The 21,416-nt window shown below is 61.3% G+C and carries 15 protein-coding genes; 5 read left to right on the forward strand and 10 right to left on the reverse strand.

Translation table 11 applies throughout. The annotated features are described in order from the left end of the window. From KBX18_RS09425 to KBX18_RS09440, 4 genes are all read right to left on the reverse strand, one after another. Positions 1-1,346 (reverse strand): cutinase family protein (locus KBX18_RS09425; RefSeq protein ID WP_255995795.1); only part of this gene is annotated, 1,346 nt, incomplete at its 3' end. Positions 1,347-1,351: 5 nt separating this feature from the next. Continuing rightward, a complete protein-coding gene (locus KBX18_RS09430; RefSeq protein ID WP_255995797.1) occupies positions 1,352-1,582 on the reverse strand; it encodes a hypothetical protein in 231 nt (76 codons plus the stop codon). An 18-nt stretch (positions 1,583-1,600) separates the two neighbouring features. Next, complete coding sequence (locus tag KBX18_RS09435; RefSeq protein WP_255995798.1) at positions 1,601-2,296, reverse strand: hypothetical protein; 696 nt, start codon at positions 2,294-2,296, stop codon at positions 1,601-1,603. A 27-nt stretch (positions 2,297-2,323) separates the two neighbouring features. Then, positions 2,324-3,598, reverse strand: a complete 1,275-nt coding sequence (locus KBX18_RS09440) for a hypothetical protein (protein ID WP_255995799.1) — start codon at positions 3,596-3,598, stop codon at positions 2,324-2,326. A gap of 667 nt (positions 3,599-4,265) precedes the next feature. Between KBX18_RS09440 and KBX18_RS09445 the strand changes: the two genes are divergently transcribed. From KBX18_RS09445 to KBX18_RS09455, 3 genes are all read left to right on the forward strand, one after another. Continuing rightward, positions 4,266-4,574: a hypothetical protein gene (locus KBX18_RS09445; RefSeq protein ID WP_255995800.1), complete on the forward strand. Its 309-nt coding sequence runs from the start codon at positions 4,266-4,268 to the stop codon at positions 4,572-4,574. Positions 4,575-4,738: 164 nt separating this feature from the next. Continuing rightward, complete coding sequence (locus KBX18_RS11905; RefSeq protein ID WP_255995801.1) at positions 4,739-10,504, forward strand: DEAD/DEAH box helicase family protein; 5,766 nt, start codon at positions 4,739-4,741, stop codon at positions 10,502-10,504. Between the two features lie 537 nt (positions 10,505-11,041). Further along, positions 11,042-11,338, forward strand: coding sequence for a hypothetical protein (locus KBX18_RS09455; RefSeq protein ID WP_255995802.1), 297 nt, complete (start codon positions 11,042-11,044; stop codon positions 11,336-11,338). Positions 11,339-11,491: 153 nt separating this feature from the next. Here the strand turns inward: KBX18_RS09455 and glf are convergent, their stop codons facing one another. Then, positions 11,492-12,682 carry a UDP-galactopyranose mutase gene (glf, locus tag KBX18_RS09460; protein ID WP_255995803.1) on the reverse strand — a complete coding sequence of 397 codons (1,191 nt, stop codon included), beginning with the start codon at positions 12,680-12,682 and terminating at the stop codon, positions 11,492-11,494. Between the two features lie 152 nt (positions 12,683-12,834). On the opposite strand from glf, the gene KBX18_RS09465 reads away from it, so the two are divergent. Further along, the gene (locus KBX18_RS09465; protein ID WP_255995804.1) at positions 12,835-14,946 is read left to right on the forward strand and encodes an N-acetylmuramoyl-L-alanine amidase; all 2,112 of its coding nucleotides are present in this window, start codon (positions 12,835-12,837) and stop codon (positions 14,944-14,946) included. A gap of 3 nt (positions 14,947-14,949) precedes the next feature. Here the strand turns inward: KBX18_RS09465 and glpK are convergent, their stop codons facing one another. Further along, entirely contained in the window at positions 14,950-16,446 is a 1,497-nt protein-coding gene (gene glpK, locus KBX18_RS09470; RefSeq protein WP_255995806.1) for a glycerol kinase GlpK, read from the reverse strand. Between the two features lie 205 nt (positions 16,447-16,651). On the opposite strand from glpK, the gene KBX18_RS09475 reads away from it, so the two are divergent. Next, positions 16,652-17,491: a hypothetical protein gene (locus tag KBX18_RS09475; RefSeq protein ID WP_255995807.1), complete on the forward strand. Its 840-nt coding sequence runs from the start codon at positions 16,652-16,654 to the stop codon at positions 17,489-17,491. 175 nt (positions 17,492-17,666) lie between these two features. Here the strand turns inward: KBX18_RS09475 and KBX18_RS09480 are convergent, their stop codons facing one another. Genes KBX18_RS09480 through serS form a run of 4 tightly spaced genes read right to left on the reverse strand, consistent with a single transcriptional unit; the run spans position 17,667 to position 21,416 of the window. Further along, positions 17,667-18,494 (reverse strand): HAD family hydrolase, encoded by an 828-nt coding sequence (locus KBX18_RS09480; RefSeq protein WP_255995808.1) that lies wholly within the window; start codon positions 18,492-18,494, stop codon positions 17,667-17,669. Further along, positions 18,494-19,342 carry a lysophospholipid acyltransferase family protein gene (locus tag KBX18_RS09485; protein WP_255995809.1) on the reverse strand — a complete coding sequence of 283 codons (849 nt, stop codon included), beginning with the start codon at positions 19,340-19,342 and terminating at the stop codon, positions 18,494-18,496. The genes KBX18_RS09480 and KBX18_RS09485 overlap by 1 nt, the downstream gene beginning before the upstream one ends. Next, entirely contained in the window at positions 19,339-20,166 is an 828-nt protein-coding gene (locus KBX18_RS09490; RefSeq protein WP_255995810.1) for a 1-acyl-sn-glycerol-3-phosphate acyltransferase, read from the reverse strand. Before KBX18_RS09490 ends, KBX18_RS09485 begins: the two co-directional genes overlap by 4 nt. Further along, positions 20,163-21,416, reverse strand: a complete 1,254-nt coding sequence (gene serS, locus KBX18_RS09495) for a serine--tRNA ligase (protein WP_255995811.1) — start codon at positions 21,414-21,416, stop codon at positions 20,163-20,165. Before serS ends, KBX18_RS09490 begins: the two co-directional genes overlap by 4 nt.

Here is a 21,416-nt window from a genome sequence, read left to right on the forward strand (position 1 = left end):
CCGAACGCCTTGGCCTCATCTGCCAGGCGCGCAGCACCGGTGGTCATCGTTTGCTCAGAGACCAACTCGCCCGCTGCCGCACCCGCAATGACTAAAGCGGTCCCCACACCTGCTGCTGGGGAGACTGACGCTGCCGTAGCGATTTGCGCCACGTTGTGGGGCTGAACCACTTCCTTGGCCACGGTCACACCAGCGGCCAGCGCCATGCCACCAATCTGCATGCCTGCCGAGAGCAGGCGCTCTTGCATCTCGTCTTGCGGCACCTGGCGATCTGATTCAGCCGCAACACGACCAATCAAGGTCGAGTCCGCGCTGGCAGCGCGGTTGAACGTGAACCCGCCAGGACCAAACTCCACGTCGGAAGCCAACGTCTCTACCGATCCGAGCACCACCGCTGGTGCCAGCACATCGGTGACGTGACGCAAAACATGCTCCGGAGCTTTGCCCTCGGTGCCCTCAGCAGTGTTGGCCACAACGGTGCGAAGCGGAGTGTCGGCCGGCAAGGCACAAGTCGTATCACCTTCTGCACACCACGACACCGTACGATCTGCAACGCTGCCATAGTCACTGCCACCGGTTGCTTCAACATCCTCACGCACCGTGGCCACGCCTGCACCCGGGGCTTGTTCCGCGTCCCAGGTTTGCTGAGCGCCGGCAGGCGCATCCGCGCCGTTGGCCACGACGGGCTGATCCTCGGCGCGAGACGGGTCTGCAAACAGGCTCACGCCAAGCACCTTGTCTGCGGGGAAGACCTCGCCGGCGCCGATGCGCTTAGAAAGGGTCGACGCCGCATGGGCACCCTGGCCGACGCCAAGCAGCACTACCTTCGTGTTCGGGCAGGTGGTGTCGATCTCTTCGAGGACCGTTTCGACGTCCGCCATCGCCGTGCTGATGGATTCATCGTAGGCCGGAACCGTATCCGGGCCGGTCACACCAGGAAGATACGCGCGGGTATCGTCGGTGGACTCCACTTCAATGATCGTCCGACCCACGCTCGGAGCTTTCGCCGCAGACGTTGTGGTCGTCGCTGCAGTGGCCGAGGTCTGGGCGGTTGTTGACGTCTGACCTGAGGACTCCTGCGTCGACTCCTTGTCCTCTGGTTCGTCTGCGGCAGCGGACGTCGTGGTGTCTTCATCCCACGCAGACGGTTTCCACTTATCGCTGGCACTGGCCGTGGGTGTTACTTCGTCTTCAGCTTCTGCGTCTCCCCAGACGTCGGAATCCGAGTCGCTGTCTTGTTCCGACGTGGCTGAGGTAGAGGTCTTAGCCGGGGCGCTAAAGCCACCGTCAAGGTCGGCGTCGCTGGTGGAGTCGTCGTTAGCGGATGCGAGCACCGGAGCTGCCACAGTGCTCAGGAAGCCTGAGTCCGACTGACCGAGGCAGAATCATTGACGTCGTTAATGGCGATCATCTGGACCGCAGGACAGCGAGCGTCCCCAGATCGCTGCTCGGTCGTTTGCTGTTCAGTTGTTTGCTGCTCGGTCGTTTCCTTCTCCGTCGTCTGCGCGAGCGCAGCTACCGGGTTCATACCCGCGCACACGACGAGGGCGATAGTGCTGAATGAAACTACTTTGCGCTTCATTGCATTTCCTTTCTAAGATCACCGAATCTCGATGTCATCAATGAGCCATGTGCCGTCTGCGTCTTGCGTGCCCGTCACGGTCTGCTTAAAAACTTGCGATGAGTTATCTGCGTACGTCACCATCACGTCGACGTCGACGTGATCGTCTTCCACCGGCCCCATGACCGCGCACCAGGACGATCCGTCTGGTGCCCCCTCGGCAAGAATCTGCTCCCAGTCCTGATCGCGAAGCCACGAACTCTCCGTGAGGTGGTCCGTCAGGCTGGTGTCCCTGTCGTAATACTTCTCCTGCCACTGCGCCACGACCCCGCGAAGGGACGTATCAGCGGTGGATAACGTGGTCTCGTTGTCTTCCGGCTCGCACTGTCCGGCAACGGCCACCTGCTCATCTGGATTCGAGGCCGCTTCCACAGAAGCGGTCTCCTCCTCACCCTCTGCTGCCTGCGCAGCCGTGGTGTCTTCCCCACCGTCTGCTGCGACGTCACTGCTCGCGCTAGCGGTCGAGAGATACCACAGTGTCGCTACGACGATGCCCACAGCAAGGGCGAAAGCACCGACAAGGACAACAGTGTTGCGGTCGATGGTGACTGAACCTCCGCGCGCACGCTTCGGCGCACGCTTAGGCGGTTGTTCTTCTCCCTCTTCCGAAAACCGCTCCCCGTCCTCGGCGCTGGCAGGCGGTTGCTGCTCGATGTCGTCAAACCACGAACTCATAGTTCCCCTTATCGGTGCTCTACCCCACTACTGCACATCGAGCCAGGTCGTTACCTGACCGATAGCGGTCTCGCTGACCTGCTCACCGCTCGGCAGCGACTCCAGGTGCGTATTGGCTGCCGCCTGCGCCTGCTGCGCAGCCTGATCGATAGACTGGGCCACCTGCGGCGGCAGGATCTCCTCGACTGCGGCAGGTGCCTGCACCTGGAATTCGGTGTCGCCTGCTTCAACAGTGACCTGCTTTTCGACATGATCGACCGTGGCATTCACGGTCGTATCAGCTGCATTCGCGCTGAAAGTCGTGGCTTCTGGAGAAGCATCAAACTCCACCTCAGCGTTGCCGTGCTCCCCCTCAACAGATGCTCCTGCACTGATGGTCTGATCCAATGCATTGTTGATCGGCTCCGGGGTGTCCTCGTCGTCTCCGTCAGGACCATCATCCGGCACCTGCGCGGGAGCGAGGTCGGACTTTTCCTCCTCACGGGTGATAGCGGCTTCTTCCCGGGTGGCGTCCTGGCGCACATCGCCATCTGTCTCTACCGCCGAGGCCACCTCAAAGCGCGCCTTCTCGTCGGCCTGGGTCGTGCGCACCGGCTGGGCTTCGTCCTCCTGCTCGATACCCCGTGCCGACTCACGCACCGTCTGCGAGCCAGTCGTCTCGGACGCCTGCTCTGCCAGCGTCTGGCCACCAGCGGACTCTGCGGGCGGCGTCGCCTCCTGCGCAGCATTCGGTGCGGTGTCCTTATTCGACGCGTTAGAGTAGTTAGGTGCCGGTGCAGGGGCGCTTGGCTCTTGCGCGCGCACACTCGGCGTCGACGGCTTCTTCTCGGCAGCGGGCTGCGCCGGTGCAGCTGCGTTCGCATCTTCGGCCCGCACCTTCGGCACAGCGCCCTGATCCGTCACATTGGAGTAGTTAGGTGCCGGCGCAGGGGCGCTTGGCTCTTGCGCCCGCACACTCGGTGTCGACGGCGTCTTCTCGGCAGATGGCTGTGCCGCAGGCGTTTCAGGCTTTGCAGCTGCGGACGGCTTCGCTGCTGCCGAGGGCTTAGGGGCCGCGCCGTCTTTAGCAGGTTTTTGCGGTGCTTTTTCTGTCCCCGCCTGAGACGCAGGCTCTTTGCTTTCGGCGTTTTTCTTCTCTGTCCGCGCTTGCTTATCGGTGCCTGGCTGAGCGGCTGCCTTGTCTGCCGGACGCACCGTTCCCGGCTGGGCGGGCTTCTCCGCCGCTAGAACGTATCCTGGAATGACCAGCGAGGACGACACCGCCACCGCCAATGCGACCTTAACTTGCTTCTTAATGTCCATTGCCCCTCTCCTTGGTATTTTCTGCCCCGATTACTATATGGCAGATTAACTGCTCTAAGTGTTGGTCGCTTTTCGACAACAGTCAAGCTCAGAGAACAAGCACGTAACCCGCGCTTTTCTGAGCTAAACCGTTAAATATTATTTATTTATGTTCGGCGCGCATCTGCGCTGCACCCATCCACCCACTCCTTAAGGGAGCCGGCGTGTTGCCCCCAAGTTCAACGCTTGATCCGATGCCGGCCGGGCGAAGCACCACCGCCGACACCCCTCGAAGCCCGGCACCGGCGGCAAACCGAGCGCACAGTAGGCCTACCGGGCAGTCATTACAGATTTTCGCGACTAGGTTACGACGTTTGTGACGCTGACTGGTTGTTTCACCACTGACCGCGAGGCCCTACAGGCCCTCCGGCCTTACCGGGATTGAGCGTCCCGACATCGTGATCGTCCCAGTTGGCCCGCCCCGATCCGAGATCGAACAAATGTGGACGATAGCTTCCCTGGACGAGAAGACAGCAGCTCTCGCAGCTCAGGCATTCCTTAGCGCCAAGTCGATACAGACCTTCGGCCAACAGACGTAAAGTGCGTGCGGTGCATCCTGCCACCTACCGCTCCACGGCACCGCCTGCCATACTTATAGCTAAAACCACGACACGAGAAGGGTGCACCAATGATTTCCCGAGAGACAATTCGAGCGGCACACGAGGAACTTGGCCGGCCTACAGACAATGACACGATTCATGCCGCCTTTGAAGACGCAAACGAAGCAGCCTGCGAGCGCTGCGACGACCACTACTTTCGGTTGACCGCGCAGTGGCGCAAAGAGAATGGCACGTCCCTCATACCGGGCGAGATCATTGGCCGCTGCCATGCCCAAGCTATGCGCTTGGCGGAAGAGGAGATCTTGGAGGAGTGGTACAACGAGCCGATCCGGGCTCTGATCGACCGTAAGGTCGAGGCTGGGGAAGACGGCTGGTAGCTATTCACTCACACGACGGTACGGCTCTACGATTCGCCGTGGAGCCATATTTCTTTCCTGCAGCGCTCCGATTCAGCATTGTCTCCACAACCTAAGATAATCCAAAGTTTTTCGTAAGATAGTCGTTAGATTTTGTACCGATCGCACCGGTTTAGGAGATTCTCGTGGCCAAGAAACGCAAGCAGAAGCGAAACGACAATCAGATGCAGCTGTTCGAAATTCTCGCCGATTCTTCCGGTGAGATTCCACGATCCACACCGCAGCAGTCGGCCACATCTCCAACATTCCAACCCGATACCGGCCAATCCTGGGAGACCATACCGGATCAACCGCAGGGCAGCGGCGACAACGACACCTCCGCTCCATCAAATAGCGAGCATCAATCAGACCGTGCGGCTGCCGCCTTCGACCCTGGGATGCGTCTGGCGATGCCACGCACACCGCGCGCTCGCGCTGAGGCCAACATCGCGGCTCTAGAGACGCTGAACACGTTAGAACGCGAGAATCGCTTCGCCACTACCGAAGAACAGCACGTGCTTGCTCGCTACTCGTCGTGGGGCGCGGCGTCAGCTGTATTCAATCGCCAAGACACCTCGTTTGCAGACCTGCGGGAGCGCCTTGCCGCGGCGACAACTGACGAGCAATACCGCCGCATGGAAGAGTCCACGCTCACGGCATTTTTCACCGGTGAGGACGTGATCCGCCCGCTGTGGGGAGCACTTAGCGCCGCCGGATACGAAACTGGCCCCGTGCTCGAACCCGGCTCGGGCACGGGCAACTTTCTTGGCCATGCACCCGACACGGCGAATGCCGTAGGGGTGGAAATCGACCCCACCGCAGCACGGATCGCTCAGCACCTCTACCCGGAGGCTCAGATCATCAACACTGGGTTCGAGAAGTTTCAGCCCCGCGACAACAGCTTCGCAGCTGCCATTGGAAACGTGCCTTTCGGCGACTTTCAACTGTTCGACCCCCAGCACAACCCCCAGTCACACTCGATCCACAACCACTTCATCATTAAGTCCATCAACCTTGTTCAGCCTGGCGGGTATGTCGCACTGGTGACAAGCTCTTACACCGCTGATTCGCTGTCCTCGGCAGCACGTCAAGACATGATCGCTCGCGCCGATTTGGTCACAGCCGCCCGTCTACCCGCAGGCACTTTCTCCTCCGTCGCAGGCACAGAGGTAGGCACTGATGTCCTAGTGTTCCGCAAGCGGGAAGCAGGGAAGGAGCCAAGCGCTCTGAGCGAGCGCTTCATCGAAACAGACCGGTTCGAGGTCACCGGCAGCGACCCCTTAAGGGTCAACGGTGTCTTCGCCGACAACCCTGATGCCATCCTTGGCACACCGTCCGTGGGCCAAGACCGCTTTGGCAACCCTTTCCTTAAGGTCACCGCGCGCGACGGGGAGTCCCTGGAACAGCGCCTTGAAGCTCACCTGGCCCACGCCGTCGCCGTGGCTGTGGCCGAGCATGGGCGCATGCTGTCCGGAGAAACCACCGTCGATGAGATCGTGGAATCGGCAGAAGATCGAGAAGAAGTCCTCCCGGGAACTATCCGCTACACCCGCGACAACGGATCTATCTCTTTCCAGAAGTTTGATTCTGGCGAGTGGGTAGATCTCACACGGCCCCGAGGTGTGGACGCCACCGAGTGGGCTGCACTCTTGGATATGCGCGACGCCGTAGTTTCGCTCTATGATGCCTATGCCCAGGGCGCCGACCCCACTGCCCTGCAAGACACGTTCAACGCACAGTATGACGCCTATCTGGCGACCTACGGCCCGATGAACCGCTTCAAAGATGCTCCGCCGAAGTCGCCCTCGGCTACCCAGCAAGAAACGCGCTACAGGCAACTCGTAGCCGAATGGCGCGCCGACACTGGCGAACCAGCGAACGTCGACCCCCCACTCGATACCGAACTCCAGCTGCGCGAGCAGTCCGCAGCACCGATTGCTCCTGATCGGAAACTACGACCCCACATCGGTGCGCTTCGTCAAGACCCGCACATGCAGACGCTTCTGGCTAGTGAAATCTTTGACGAGAGCACGCTAGAACACCACAAGGGCCGCATTTTTACAGGTAATCCCGTTCCTCCACCGCACGTTGTCGATCACGTAGACAGCATCGCAGACGGAGTTAACGTCAGCCTGCACCGTTTCGGTGTCATTGACCCGGTGTTCATCGCGGAGCTGAGCAACAATACTGCCGAAGACGTCGAAGAGATTCTGGTCAGCGAAGGCCACGCGTTCCGCGACCCGGCCAACCCCAATACGTTCATTCGTTCGGAGTTGTACCTTTCTGGCGTAGTCAAGGACAAGCTGGCCGACGCCATGCACGTCGCCAGAAACGATGAACGGTTCAAAGCCAATGTCGAAGCACTCACCGAAGTTCTCCCGAAACGCATCTCTGAGGGCATTGACATTCGCCCTGGCGCAACCTGGATTGATCAGTCGTTTTATCGGCAGTTCATCACCGACACGTTTGGCATCCCCGACAACCGCTTCGACCTTCAGCATTTCAACGATCAGTGGACAATTGAGGTAGATCGCGACTGGTGGGCGGACAACGGCGCCGCTGCCGATGCCAAGTACGGCGTTGTCGCAGCCTACAACGTCGATAGGAACCCCAACTACAACTTCCAAGCCCAAAATCCCATTGCCCACCAGTTCCGCAACCAGGGTGCGGCCACCACCCGCAACGACGGGACCGTCTTTTCAGCCGTTGACATGTTCCAAGCCGTGCTCAATGTGTCGTCTCCCACCGTGAACTACTCCAAGGAATGGCGGGACGCATACCCCGAAAGCCCCACCGTTCACAAAGAGGCTACGGACTTTGCGCAGCGCCGATCAACAGTCCTGCGTCAAGACTTCGCGAGCTGGGTTAGCGCTGACGAGACACGCTGGAACGCCATCGTCGACGCCTACAACGACAGGTTCAATTCCTATGTCCCCACCAAGTGGCGACCGCGTACGACAGACGTTCCTGGGCTCGGTGAGAACTTCAAACCATACTCCTACCAGCTCTCCGCCGTTGAGCGCATGATCAACGAGCCTGCCGTCTTGCTCAACCACACAGTCGGCGCAGGAAAAACGGGCACGTTCCTCATGGGCGCCGCCGAGCTGAAGCGGCTCGGCAGAATTTCGCAACCGTGGCTTGTCGTCCCGAACCACCTGGCCGAGCAGATCGCCAAAGAAGCCAACGAATGGTATCCCGGTGCCAAGGTGCTCAGCGGGGCAGGGCTGAAAAGCCCGGAGGAACGACGCCAGTTCATTGCACAAAGCGCATCCGCGGAGTGGGACTTCGTTGTCGTTCCTGAGTCGGTCTTCACCAAGATTCCCGTCTCGAAAGAACGCGAACTGGAATACCTCAACACCCAACTCAATGAACTCAAAGCCGATCTCGAGGCCGTCCAAACCAGCAGTGACGGCAAGGCAGCAACGGTCAAGCAGATACAGCGCACCCTCAAAGCACACGAAGCACGCATCGAAAAGGTGATCGCTCGACCCCGTGATGTGGGCATGGAGTTTGAATCGACTCGCTGTGATTACCTCATCGTGGATGAAGCCCACCACTATAAGAATAGGTTCCGTTCCTCGCGGATCGAAGACATTTCCCACCCTGGTTCGGTGCGCGCTGCCGACTTGGACTTGAAATTGCAACTGCTGCGGGAGCGCACCGAAAGAAACGACGGCCACAACAATCCCGTCGTCACCTTTGCCACGGGTACGCCGCTGGCAAACAACCTGGCGGAGATCTGGGTTATGGCCCAGTATCTCCGTCCTGATCTGCTTGCGCGCGCAAACGTCAACGGCATTAACGCCTGGGCCGCAACCTTTACCGACCAGATCACGATGGCCGAAGTACCACCACAAGGTATTGGCCTGCGCTCGAAAACCCGCACGGCCAAGTTCATTAACGTCGGCGACCTCGTCACACTCGTCGAGCCGTTCATGGACGTTGTCACCCGAGAACAAATCGAAGTGCCCCTGCCTACGCGCTCCACCGGAGACAACAACCGAGTCATCGAGTTCGACCTCGGCCAAGAAGAACGCGATTTCATCCAGGACATCTCCGATCGCGCAGACATTGACTGGGCATCCGTTGTGCCCGACGGCAACCCGGCCGCAATTGACCTGGCACTCAAGCAGTTGTCGGACGGCCAGAAAGTCTCGATGGACCCGCGCCTTGTCAACCTCGACTACGAGGGTTTTTCCCCGCGCGTCGTCGCCGTAGCCGACGAACTGACCCGCATTTGGAACGAGACGAAAGACAACGTCTACACCGACAAACACGGCAACGAATCCCCCGAGCGAGGGGGATTGCAGATCGTTTTCCTCGATCAAGCGACGCCCAAAGGTGACGGCTCCTTCAACCTCTACGATGAGATTCGCGCCGCTTGCGCCGAGCGCGGAATGGACCCAGGCCGCATCGAGTTCATCCATGACCACAACGATTCCCGCGATTCACTCTTCGAGCGTTGCCGCAACGGACAGGTCGACGTAATCATCGGCTCGACTCCCAAATTAGGAACCGGCGCAAACATCCAGACCCGGGCTGTCGCGCTCCACCACGTCGACGTTCCCTGGCGACCAGCCGACCTCGAACAACGCGAAGGCCGCATCATCCGCCAAGGCAACCAGAACCCCGAGGTCGAGATCTGCAACTACATCGCACGAGGCTCCACTGACGCGGTGCGCTGGCAGACCATCCTGCGCAAACTGCAAACAATCAACCAATTCCTCAATGCGGATCGCACCATGCGCTCGATGGACCCGTTGGAATCATCCAGTGAGGAAATCGCCGCCCAGAACCGTGCCGCCGCAACAGGCGACCCGCGGTACTTTGATTTGATGGCCCTCAATAGAGAGGTGGACGACCTAGCGGGCCGCTATGAAGAGTGGAAAGCTTCGCGGGAATCTACCGAGCTCACCCGCCACCACTACGAAACCGTGATCAACAAGTTCGAGCGGTTCCTAGACCAAGCAGGCCCGCTAGTTGAACAGGCGCACACGTGGTCGGAAAGCGAGGACAAATCGTGGACCCTACCTGGCCAACCTCCAACAAGCGACCGCGCCGAGGCCACCGGCAAAATGGTCTCTACCTTGCGGGATGTGCTGGCCTCTCACGACTCAACCACGCAAGTTCCGCTTGTCAGCATCGCCGGAATCGAGTTCCAGGCTACCTACACACCTTTGAACTCATCGGCGTCGATCACTCCGGCCAACCTGAAAGTTCCAACCGAAGCCCTGGCACAAAGACTCTCTATTTCCACCAGTGATCTCGGCCTACCCACCTTTGACGGCCCCCCTAATTCTGGCGAGTATGGCGCGATGAGGCGTGTCGAAAACTTCGTGAAAAACCTGCCTCATCTGGTAGATACAGTCGACGAGCAACTCACAAAGACCCGTATCAAGGCCAGCCAGCTCGCATCCCCCGAAGACGAAGCCACATTTCTTCACGCGGACCGGTTACGAGAAATTACTGCACGGCGAGACCTATTGGAAGACACGTTGTCTAAGATTGACCAATCGGCGGCAGCCCAGCAAGAGCGCCAGCAACGAGCCTCGCGCTACGCCGAATTAGGGCGGGAGGTTGGTTGGTCACTGCGGCTGAACCCGACCAAGGCGTATGCCGAGGAAGTCGAAGGCACCACCCCAAGTGAACTTGTGCGCAGTGTCAAGGTCCAGGAGCTCGACATGAGGTTGCATAACGAGTCGATTGGCGCAGTGGATTACGTCAAACGCAAAGCAGAACTCAACGGCACCTCAATCACTGACCCAGCTAACCGTCCGGCGCCCGAGCAGATCACAGCCCCGGAGCGACTAGCACTCCAATCGTTCTTGTCAGAGTTTCAAGACGCGTCAGTGACCGAGCACGAAACACATAACGACCATCTCCAGAAAGAAACCGACACCCCCGAGTTATAAACCCGCCGACCTCAAGCATCCGTGCACCTGGCGAATTCGAGCACATTGTCGGACGCTGTTGAACTGCTAGCCGTCCTGGGACGTTGGGGATAATCCCGGTTTCCGCCGCGTCCGAAGGCCTGACGCTGAGCATCTCTACTCGGCTAGGCCTTCGCCTTGTCGCAAACACCCCTCCTAACGCCTAACAGCGCTGCGGCTTGTCAACAAGATCGCTCTCTTGCTCAAACCGCTAGCCAACAAATCGGTTCATGCTATGTGCCCCAGGCCCCCTCGCGCCACTTGAGCACAGAATCATGCGAGCGCCAGGCGGATGGCATTGCTGCCGCCAAAAGCCCTGGGGGACTATTAACGTAAAGCAATCTTGACGGCCGCGCGAATAAGCCAAGCCCGCGATACGGTAGTGACGTACCCTGAACCAGTTGTCGCTCGCTGCTTCGAGTCAGACGGTAGCGTTTTGCACTAATAGCTCGTCCATCGGGGCGGTGCGACGAACCAAATGCAAGAGCCCGGTCACCGCCGGGCAAAGGACGAGAGGTCATGTTCACCACCGCCAACATCGCCACCGCCATATTCGTACTTGCAGCGCTTGGGATTGTCCGCAAACAAGTACAGGCCAACGGCCTTTTCGCTGGTCTTATATTCAGTGTCATGCCGATTATCGGCCTGCTAGTTGCGTTCGCGATTATCTTCCTTTTCGGGACCGCCCTGTCGCTAGCAGCCAACGAGTTCGCGGACCAGGAAGAAAAGCCAAACGTGGACCAGGGCACCTTTTACGACAACCCTGGTGATGCCCTCAACTCACAGCAGCCAATGGGCGGCGCTTCGACACCTTAGCCGCGCCCTACGGCCCTGCGTATTGCCCCACACCCGTGTGTACGGCTCGCCGCAATACCCTCAAGTGGCTGCCCCGATAGCAGGACAGTTAGTAGAAATTGGCGTTCACTGAGGGGTCATGATCGTGCCAACCGTGCTTCTGGACGCTATCTGCTAGTGCCCGCGCGGCTGGTCGATCGCCTTGCCGTCCTCGAAGTACGGGCGAACGTGGTTGTCGAAGACGGACAGGGCCGCTCCGATCGCCATGTGCATGTCCAGGTACTGGTACGTGCCTAGGCGGCCACCGAAGAGGACCTTGTTGTCGCGGGATTCGGCGGCAGCGAGACGTCGATAAGCTTCGAGCTTGGCGCGGTCATCGGGCGTGTTGATCGGGTAGTACACCTCGTCGTCGTCCTCTGCGAAGCGGGAGTACTCCTTCACAATCACCGTCCGGTCCTCCGGGTAGGAGGACCGCTCCGGGTGGAAGTGGCGGAACTCGTGGATGCGGGTGTAGGGGACATCGGCGTCGTTGTAGTTCATCACCGGGGTGCCCTGGAAGTCGCCCGTTTCCAGCACTTCCTGCTCGAAGTCGAGGGTGCGCCAGCCGAGACGGCCTTCGGCGTAGTCGAAGTAGCGGTCCAAAGGTCCCGTGTAGACGACCGGCGCGTCCGGGGACTCGGCGCGGACCTGCTCGCGGACATCAAACCAGTCGGTGTTCAGCTGCACGTCAATGAGGTCGGACGACGCCATGTTTTCAAGCCAGGCGGCGTAACCGTCGACGGGCAGGCCCTCGTACTTGTCGTTGAAGTAGCGGTTGTTGAAGGTGTAGCGCACGGGTAGGCGGGAGATGATCTCCGGCGGCAAATCGGTGGGGTCGGTTTGCCACTGTTTGGCGGTGTAGTGCTTGACAAATGCGTCGTAAAGCGGCTTGCCGATGAGCGCAATACCGCGCTCTTCCAGGTTCGTCGCGGCTGCGGGGTCGAGCCCTTCGCGCTGCTCCTCGATGAGTTCGCGCGCTTCATCCGGGCTGTAGTAGCGCCCGAAGAACTGGTTGATCAGACCCAAACCCATGGGGAACTGGTACGCAGTGCCGTCGTGCATGGCGAAGACGCGGTGCTGGTAATCCGTGAAATCGGTGAAACGGTTGACGTACTCCCATACGCGGTCGTTGGAGGTGTGGAACAGGTGAGCACCGTATTTGTGCACCTCAATGCCGGTTTCCGGTTCCGGCTCGCTGTAGGCGTTGCCGCCGATATGTTCACGCTTTTCGACGACTAACACACGCTTTCCCAGCTCAGACGCTGCCTGTTCGGCGATAGTGAGGCCGAAGAATCCGGATCCGACGACGATGAGGTCATAAGTCATGCGTTCCAGCGTAGTGGGGTCGGAGCGCCACGGCAGGGACAGACGCGACACGCCGAAAATTCACAATGTCACCAGTTGTCACACGAGTCACTTAAACTTCGTTGTGATCTAGATTAGTCACAGCTGTCACAATTAACTCAGGAGCGATCACCGTGAAAGCACGTACACGTTTGAACCCGTCTTCCCGCAGGAAGACGCCGGTCATCGCCGCCGTCACCTCCGTAGCCCTTGTTGCCGCTGGTGTTTACGGCGGGAACGAGATTCTCAAGACCCAGGATGCCGCCGGTGCACAGATCGAGGTGACCACCTCGCAGGCATCGCTTTCCGACGCTGAGAATGTCGTCGTCGACGACCCAGCCGTCGCAACGCAGGGCGCAGAAGGCGACGCCGCCCGCACAGTCAAGGAGTTCACCCGCGACGAGGAGTTCTCCGTGTTCGGCCTACAGTGGGAAGGCGACCGCGACATTGTCGCCTTCGTCCGCGCCGAGCGTGCCGACGGCTCCTGGTCCGAGTGGTACCCGATGGACCTGCTGTCCACCCCTGAGGACGCCACCCACCAGGGCACCGAGCCGATCTACGTCGAGCCGACCAAGAAGGTGCAGGTCTCCACGGCCAACGTGGACCTCATCGAGAACGGCGACCTGAACATTGGCGGAACCGAAGTCACCGACCAGGACGACATTCCTGACGTTCCGCTTCCTGACGATGCGCTTCCCGACTCTGACCCGGTCGACCTCCCCGACGTGCCCGACGCCGACTCCCCCGCTGTCATGGGCGACGCACCGGCGCTGCCGACCAACTACGGTGACATCGCACCGGTGGCGGACATCGAGGAGCTCAGCGAAGAAGGCGCCGAAGAGCACGGCGATGAAGACCCCGCCGAGGCTCCGGCCGAGGCTGCTCCGGTGACCACCGCCAGCGACCTCGAGGCCGTCTTCATCGACGGCGGCGAGGGCACTGTCGATGGTGCGATCGCCCCGGCCCAGTACAACAGTAACGGTATGCCCAAGGTGATCACCCGCGCCTCCTGGGGTGCGAAGAACGCCACCGGCACGAGCTACACCGAGCCGACCAAGGCCGTCACGGTGCACCACACTGCTGGCTCCAACAACTACACCGCAGCTCAGGCACCGGGCATCATGCGCTCGATGCAGGCCTACCACCAGGGCCTGGGCTGGCAGGATCTGGGCTACAACGCCGTGGTGGACAAGTACGGCAACATCTACGAGGGCCGCGCAGGCGGCCTGGACCGCGGCCCGCAGGGCGCGCACGTCGGCGGCTTCAACTCCAACACCTGGGGTGTGTCCATGATGGGCGACTACTCCAAGACAGCCCCGACCCCGCAAGCGCTCAAGGCCATGGGCGACATCATCGGTTGGAAGGCCGCAAGCTCGAACTTCGACCCGACCGGCACCGTCTACCTGCGCTCCGATTACTCCTTCCGCGGCACCAAGTTCCCGAAGGGCTCCGGCGCGAACTTCCCGGCCATCAACGCCCACCGCGACTTCCACTACAACGACTGCCCGGGCGACATGCTCTACTCCCAGCTGGGTACTGTCCGCAGCCAGGCGAAGACCAAGTACAACGAGATCAAGGGCGGCGGTGCAGCACCGGCACCGAAGCCCGCGCCGAAGCCGAGCAACGGCAACAACGGAAACACCGGCAACTCCGGCACGGTCAAGGACTCGAACGGTACGGAGACCAACATCAACAACGCGGCCAACCTGTCCAGCGACATCTCCTTCGAGGACATCCTCAGTGGTGACCCGGCAGCAATCGCCGCGGCCGTGGGCTCTGTCGCCGGCGCTGTGCTCCTCTTCATCGCAGGCAAAGACCTGATTCCGGAGGAAGTCTCGAATGTGGCCAACATTGAGGTCCTGCCGGGCATGACGCTGTCCAGCCTGCGCCCGCACATTGGCAAGATCGTCGAGATGTCCGGCAGCGAGGATATTCAGGACACCTGGCGCAAGGTCGATCCGATCCTCGGCCAGCTCGACGGAGTGGTCAAGGGTGTCGGCGGCGACGAGTACGCCTTCTTCGAAAACGGCGTCGAGGCGCTCTCCTCCGACGGCAGCAGCGTGGTCATGCCCGAGAAGATCGCCGACGCCTGGCTCAAGCAGGGCATGGACCTCGGCCCGCTGGGCAAGCCCGTCAAGAGCGACGAAGCAGCCTCCGGCGGTGACGTCCGCGTCGACTTCGAACGCGGCAAGATCACCTACAACGTGCAGACCAACAAGCTGGACGTCACTATCGACGAGCGCTAACCGCTAAGGCGCCAAGTCCAGGGAGCGGGAAACCGCTTCCTCCCATTGCGAAACGAGCCGGTCCCGGTCGGGGCCGGCCATTTCGTTTTCCCAGGTGGTGTCCCCGCCGAGGCTCAAGGGGTCGTCGATAAGCCCAGCGCCAAAACCCGCTGCACTGGCTGCGCCCATGACTGTCGTCTCCATGTTGTCTGGGCGGACCACCGTGGAATTGAGCATGTCGGCTTGCATTTGCATGAGCAGGTCGTTGGCGGTCATGCCGCCGTCGACACGCAATGCGTCGATGCTGATGCCGGAATCTTTCTCCATCGCGTTGACCACCTCGAGCGTTTGCAGGCAGGTCGCGTCGAGGGCGGCGCGCGCAATGTGGCGGCGGTCGATGTAGCGGGTGATGCCGGTGATCACGCCGCGCGCGTCCGGGCGCCACCGCGGGGCGAACAAGCCGGAAAACGCCGGAACGATCACCACGCCCGCGGAATCGCCGACCTGGCTGGCGAGCGTCTCCGACTCGGCGGCGGAAGACAGGATGCCCATCTGGTCGCGCAGCCACTGGATCAGTGAGCCGCCAACCGCAACTGACCCCTCCAGCGCATAGACCGGCTTCTTGCCGTCCTGCTGGTAGGCGACGGTGGTCAGCAGGCCGTGATCCGAAAACTGCGGCTCCTCACCGGTGTTGAGCAGCATGAACAGGCCGGTACCGTAGGTCATCTTCGCGTCGCCCTGCTCGAGGCAGCCCTGGCCGAACAACGCGGCCTGCTGGTCGCCGAGCACACCCGTGATCGGCACGTCGCGGCTGCCCTTGCGTCGGCGCATGGTGCCGAAAGAACCGAAGCTCGGCCTGATCTCCGGCAGGATCTTGCGCGGGACACCGATCTCTTCACAGAGCGAGTCGTCCCAGTCGAGGGTCTCCAGATCCATGAGCAGCGTGCGCGATGCATTCGTCACATCGGTCACATGCTGGGCACCGCCACGGCCGAAGACCGAGCGCTTCCCGCGCGCGCCGCCGGTGAGATTCCAGATCAGCCACGTATCGACGGTTCCCGCCAACAACTCCCCCTTCTCCGCCCGCTCCCGAGCACCCTCGACGTTATCCAGGATCCACGCCCACTTCGGACCCGCCGGATACGAGTTGGCCAACAGGCCCGTCTTCCGCAGGTAGCGGTCCTTCTCTCCCTCCCCGACACGCTCGGTACGGGTATCTTGCCAGACAATCGCGTTGTAGACGGGCCTGCCTGTGGCTTTGTCCCAGACCACGGCTGTTTCCCGCTGGTTCGTCAGGCCGACGGCGCTGATGTCTTCGAGCTCCAAGTCAGCGTCGACAAGCGCCTCGGACAGCGCGCGACGAGTATTGCGCCAAATCTCCCGCGGATCGTGCTCCACCCAGCCCTCACGCGGCATGATCTGCTCATGCTCGAACTGCGCCGTCCCCGCCACCTCACCATCGGTGGTGGTGATGTAGCAGCGTGTCGACGTCGTCCCCTGGTCGATGGCAGCGATGTACATGGGGGCTATTAAACCTTATGGGCTTGGGGGTCGCGCCGGTGCCTAGCGGCGTCGGAATACTGCTCGCGGTTTTCCGGAATACTGCTCATGCGAAGCTGCAGGTCAAAAGGATGCATTCTTGCTTATAACCTCGAGCAGTATTCTAAGGCCTGAATGCTCACTGCAGTGCGCACGGTGATGCTGCGCTGCCAGGTCCAGCTGGTTCATGATGGACACAGGAAACCCCGGGGGGATCATGGACAAGCAGGCAGAACTCGAACTGATACGGGAATCAATCCGGCACTGTAGGTCAGCGGTAGTCACAGGTCCTGCGGCTGCGCGCCTTATGGGTGTGAACACTCTGACTTGGGTGAGGAAGACAGATGTCCTCCTCCGCAATGGTGCGAAACCCCGGGCCAAAATGAAAGGGCAGCTTGTGTACCGCAGTGCCATCCTCAAGCCCCACGAGATCCGAGAGATCAACGGGGTTGCAGTAGTGAGGCCAGTGAGAATGCTCCTCGATACACTGCGCTACCACGGACGTCTCGAATGCCTCGTAGCCTTGGAATCTTTGCGGAACAAGTGGCCTGACAGGTTCACACAGGCCCTTCTTCTGGAGTCGTGTGAAACTCTTCCCCGCGCAAAGGGGGCCAAGGACCTGCGTGAACTCATTGAATATTCCGCCGACACCAGCGAAAGTCCCCTTGAAACCGTCGCGCGCGATCGGTTGCTGCAGCTTCCCGAAGTGGTCACGCTCGAACCACAGGCAGAGATCGCCTACCGAGGCGATTATGGGGAACTATGCCTCTCACGGGTGGACTTCTTAATCAACGGATTCCTCGTCGCAGAGGTGGACGGGGCAGCAAAATACTCCGGCATATACGGGGATCCACGAAAGGTGATTACCCGGGAGAAGACGCGAGAGAACGGCATTCAAGCCGAGGGCTTCCCGATCGTGCGGGGAGATTGGACATCAGTCATGGAAGGCATCTTCGCCAACAGAGTTGCACAGATCGTGCGCGCAGAAGAGAACAGGAAGTACTCCATGTACCGGAGAGGTGCCTAGCGGCGCTGGAATACTACTGGGCAGTTTCCGGAATACTGCTCGTAGAAAACACCAGGTCAAAAGCGTGCAGTAAAGCTTATATGCTCGAGTAGTATTCCAGGCCAGCAAGGCAGGGCCCAGCAAGGCAAGCGCCAGCGAGCGGGCGGGCGGGTCGGGCTGGCCGGACTGCAGCGAGCTAGAACCACCGCTCCAGCACCCGGGCCACCCCGAAGTCATCATTCGAGGTGGTGACAAAGTCAGCGGCATCGTGAACGATCGGGGCCGCATCTGCCATCGCCACTCCCATTCCGGCCCAGGCGAGCATCTCAATGTCGTTGGGCATATCGCCGAAAGTGAGCACCTGTTTCTGATGCACGCCGTAGTGGGCGGCCAGGGTGGACACGCCGGTGGCTTTATTGATGCCGGGGGCGGAGATCTCGATCAAGCCATCGTTCATGGAGTAGGTGACGTGGGCGTCGGCAGGGTCGATGAGCGGAGCGACAACGTCGAAAAGCTCGGCGGAATTCATGTCAGCGCGCCGGACAAGGATCTTCGCGGCGGGCACCGAGGTCAGCTCGTCGACGTCGACCACGCCGTACCCGATGTCCCACAGGTCTGGGCTGTACCCGGGGGTGATCAGGAAGCATTCGTCCTCGGGGTCGAAGGCGGAAGATCCGACACGCTCGACGCCGAAACCGTACTCAGAGGGCGAAGCCGGCCCGAAGACCTCCTGCACCGCGGAGGCAATGTCGCGCAGGGTGTCGGGCTGCAGTTCGTGGCGCGCCAGGACTTCATCGCGGGCAGGGTCGTACAGCACGGCACCGTTGGCGCACACGCTCAACGGGGTGAACGGTAGCTGGTCGAGGACGGGGGTGAGCCAGCGGTGGGGGCGGCCCGTCGCTAAGCACACGTGCGTTCCGCTGCGGACTGCGCGCGCCAGCTTATCCCGCAGGCGGGGGCTGACGCGGCCGTTGCTGTCCAGCAGTGTGCCGTCAATGTCGCTGACGATGAGCCGTGGTGCCACTACTTCTTGCCCCTCTTCCTGGCGCGCTCGGCCTTCTCCTGCTCCTTGATCACGCGGGCCTCCTCGAACGTCGGCGCGGAGCCGCCCATGGAGGCCGGCATCCAGTCCAGGCCGGGCGGGAAAGGTCCGAAACGGTCGTTGTACTGGGCGCGGGAGGCGTCGAGAAGCTCCTGCGTTGCGTCTTTGAGCCGCTGCGTGACCTCCTCTGCCGTGCCATCAGTGGAGATAGCGGGGCCGATGTTGATGACAATCGGGTAGTGGTTACGGCCCAGGTTCGGCTTGCGGCCCTTCGTCCAGAAGCGCTGCGTGCCCCAAGAGGCGACGGGGATGAGCGGCGCACCGGACTGCTGCGCAATGCGGGCGGCACCGGTCTTGAAGTCCGACAGTTCGAAAGACGGCGAGAGCGTGCCGTCGGGAAAAATGCCCACGACCTCGCCCTCTTCAAGCCGCTCAACGGCGGTGACGATGCTGTCCGCGCCGAGGGACCGGTCGACTTCGATGTGGCGCACAGAGCGGCAGACCGGGCCGAGCAACCAGTGGTCGAACAGCTCCTTCTTGGCCATGTAGCGCGTCGGGCGGCGGCCGCGGAGCATGCCCGGCAAAGCGCCGGCGATGAAGTCGTAGTAGCCGATGTGGTTCGTCGCAACAAGTGCCGGCCCCTCAACCGGAACGTTCTCCAGGCCATGCACGAAGATCTTCACTCCCTGCGCACGAAGCAGAGGGATCATCGTGTTCCTGATCGCCTGATACATCCGCTCGCGCTTCCAACCGGGCTGGATGGGCACCACCGGAACGTCGGCCGGGATGTAGAAAATCCCGTTCTCAACGCGGTAGTCAGGCTCGTTCACTTCCTCGCCTCCCGTGCAGCTTTCTTGGCGGCCCGCTCGCGCTCCAGGATCTGGTTCGCCTCCTCCAGCGTCGGGGCACTGCCGCCAAGGGAGGCCGGCATCCAGTCCAGACCGTCCTCGAACGGCCCGTACTTCTCGGCGTACTTTTCCCGCAGTTCTTCGAGCTGCGCCTGCATTGCGTCCTTGACCCGGCGCGTGTCTTCCTCCGCGTTGCCGGTCGCCCAGATGGGTTCGCCGTAGGAGACGAACACCGGTGTCTTGGAGCGGCCAAGGTTCTTCTTCAGGTCCTTGGTCAGGATGCGCTGCGAGCCCCAAATCACTGTCGGGATCATGGGCACCCCAGCTTCGTGCGCGATGCGCGCGGCACCCGTCTTGAACTCGGCGAGTTCAAACGACCGCGAGATCGTCGACTCCGGGAAGATGCCCACGAGTCCGCCGTCAGCAAGCCACTTTGTGGCCTCGCTAATCGACGCCGCACCCGCCGCACGGTCCACCGGCACATGCTTCATCCCGCGCATCAAGGACCCGACGACGCGCATGTCGAAGACCTCTTTCTTCGCCATGAAGCGCACCAGCCGCTTGCCCTGCAGGTGCGGGCCGATGCCGGCAATGATGAAGTCGTAGAACCCCGTGTGGTTGATCACGTACAGGGCGCCCGACTCGGTCGGGTTGTTCTCCACGCCGAAGATGGTGAAACGCAGCCCTTGGGCGCGCATGATCCCTTTGAAACCGGAGATAATGGCCTGATAAAACCGCTCGCGGGATTCTTTCGGGTGCGGGGCGGGTGGGGTGAAGTCGCTGCTTGCGACGTCGAAAAGCGTCATGGCGTGAGCACCTCTTTCCCGACCCACGGGCGCAACGCCTCCGGCACGACAACCGATCCGTCTGCCTGCTGATTGTTCTCCAGGATGGCCACGAGCCAGCGCGTGGTGGCCAGCGTGCCGTTGAGCGTCGCCGCGGTCTGGGTCTTGCCGCTCTCATCGCGGTAGCGCGTGTTCAGGCGGCGGCCCTGGAAGGTGGTGCAGTTCGACGTCGACGTCAGCTCGCGATAGGTGTCCTGCGACGGCACCCACGCCTCCGTGTCGAACTTGCGGGCGGCGGAAGCACCGAGGTCGCCGGCTGCAACGTCGATAATGCGGTACGGCACCTCAACCGCCGCGAGCATTTCGCGCTCGAGTCCCAGCAGCTTCTGGTGCATCTCCTCGGCGTCCTCGGGCTTGCAGTAAACGAACATCTCCAGTTTGTCGAACTGGTGGACGCGCAAAATTCCCTTGGTGTCCTTGCCGTAGGAGCCCGCTTCACGACGGAAACAGCTCGACCACCCCGCGTACAGCAACGGCCCATCGGACAGATCGATGATCTCGTCGCGGTGGTAGCCGGCCAGAGCGACCTCAGAGGTGCCCACGAGGTAGAGGTCATCGCGCTCGAGGTAATAAATCTCCTCGTCATGGGCGTCGAGGAAGCCGGTGCCCGCCATGATCTCCGGGCGGACCAGTACCGGCGGCACCATGACCTTGAAACCGGCCTCGCGCGCTTTCTGCGCAGCCAGCATGAGCATGCCGAGTTGCATCCACGCGCCGTCGCCGACGAGGTAGTAGAAGCGGGCGCCGCCGACCTTGGTGCCGCGCTTCATGTCGATGATCCCCAGGGCTTCGCCCAGATCCAGGTGGTCCTGCACCTCAAAGTCGAACTCCGGCAGCTCGCCGACATGCTCGAGCACCTCGAAGTCCTCTTCGCCGCCCGCGGGAGCGCCCTCGATGACGTTGGAGATGGCGTATTGCAGCTTGACGACGTTCTCCTCCGCCGTCTTCTGCACCTCCTCGGCCTCTTTGACCTTCGTCTTCAGCTCGTTGGAGCCCTCCAGCAACGCGGGCCGTTCCTCCGGCGAGGCCTGGCCGATCTTCTTGCCAAAGGCTTTCTGCTCCGCCCGCAAGGAATCTGCCGTAGCGATCGCTCCGCGACGCTTCTCATCCGCCGCCAGGAGGGCGTCTACTAGCCCCGGATCCTCACCGCGGGCGTGCTGGGAGGCACGGACGACATCGGGATTTTCACGCAGAAACTTCAGATCAATCAC

Origin of the sequence: Corynebacterium sp. CCUG 69979 (assembly GCF_024454095.1) — a bacterium.
Lineage (GTDB): Bacteria > Actinomycetota > Actinomycetes > Mycobacteriales > Mycobacteriaceae > Corynebacterium > Corynebacterium genitalium.

Bases quoted from the DNA above. Each gene is read 5' to 3' on its own strand.
- KBX18_RS09430 (WP_255995797.1), bottom strand. From the start codon at position 1,582: ATGAAGCGCAAAGTAGTTTCATTCAGCACTATCGCCCTCGTCGTGTGC.
- KBX18_RS09435 (WP_255995798.1), bottom strand. From the start codon at position 2,296: ATGAGTTCGTGGTTTGACGACATCGAGCAGCAACCGCCTGCCAGCGCC.
- KBX18_RS09440 (WP_255995799.1), bottom strand. From the start codon at position 3,598: ATGGACATTAAGAAGCAAGTTAAGGTCGCATTGGCGGTGGCGGTGTCG.
- KBX18_RS09445 (WP_255995800.1), top strand. From the start codon at position 4,266: ATGATTTCCCGAGAGACAATTCGAGCGGCACACGAGGAACTTGGCCGG.
- KBX18_RS09455 (WP_255995802.1), top strand. From the start codon at position 11,042: ATGTTCACCACCGCCAACATCGCCACCGCCATATTCGTACTTGCAGCG.
- glf (WP_255995803.1), bottom strand. From the start codon at position 12,682: ATGACTTATGACCTCATCGTCGTCGGATCCGGATTCTTCGGCCTCACT.
- glpK (WP_255995806.1), bottom strand. From the start codon at position 16,446: ATGTACATCGCTGCCATCGACCAGGGGACGACGTCGACACGCTGCTAC.
- KBX18_RS09475 (WP_255995807.1), top strand. From the start codon at position 16,652: ATGATGGACACAGGAAACCCCGGGGGGATCATGGACAAGCAGGCAGAA.
- KBX18_RS09490 (WP_255995810.1), bottom strand. From the start codon at position 20,166: ATGACGCTTTTCGACGTCGCAAGCAGCGACTTCACCCCACCCGCCCCG.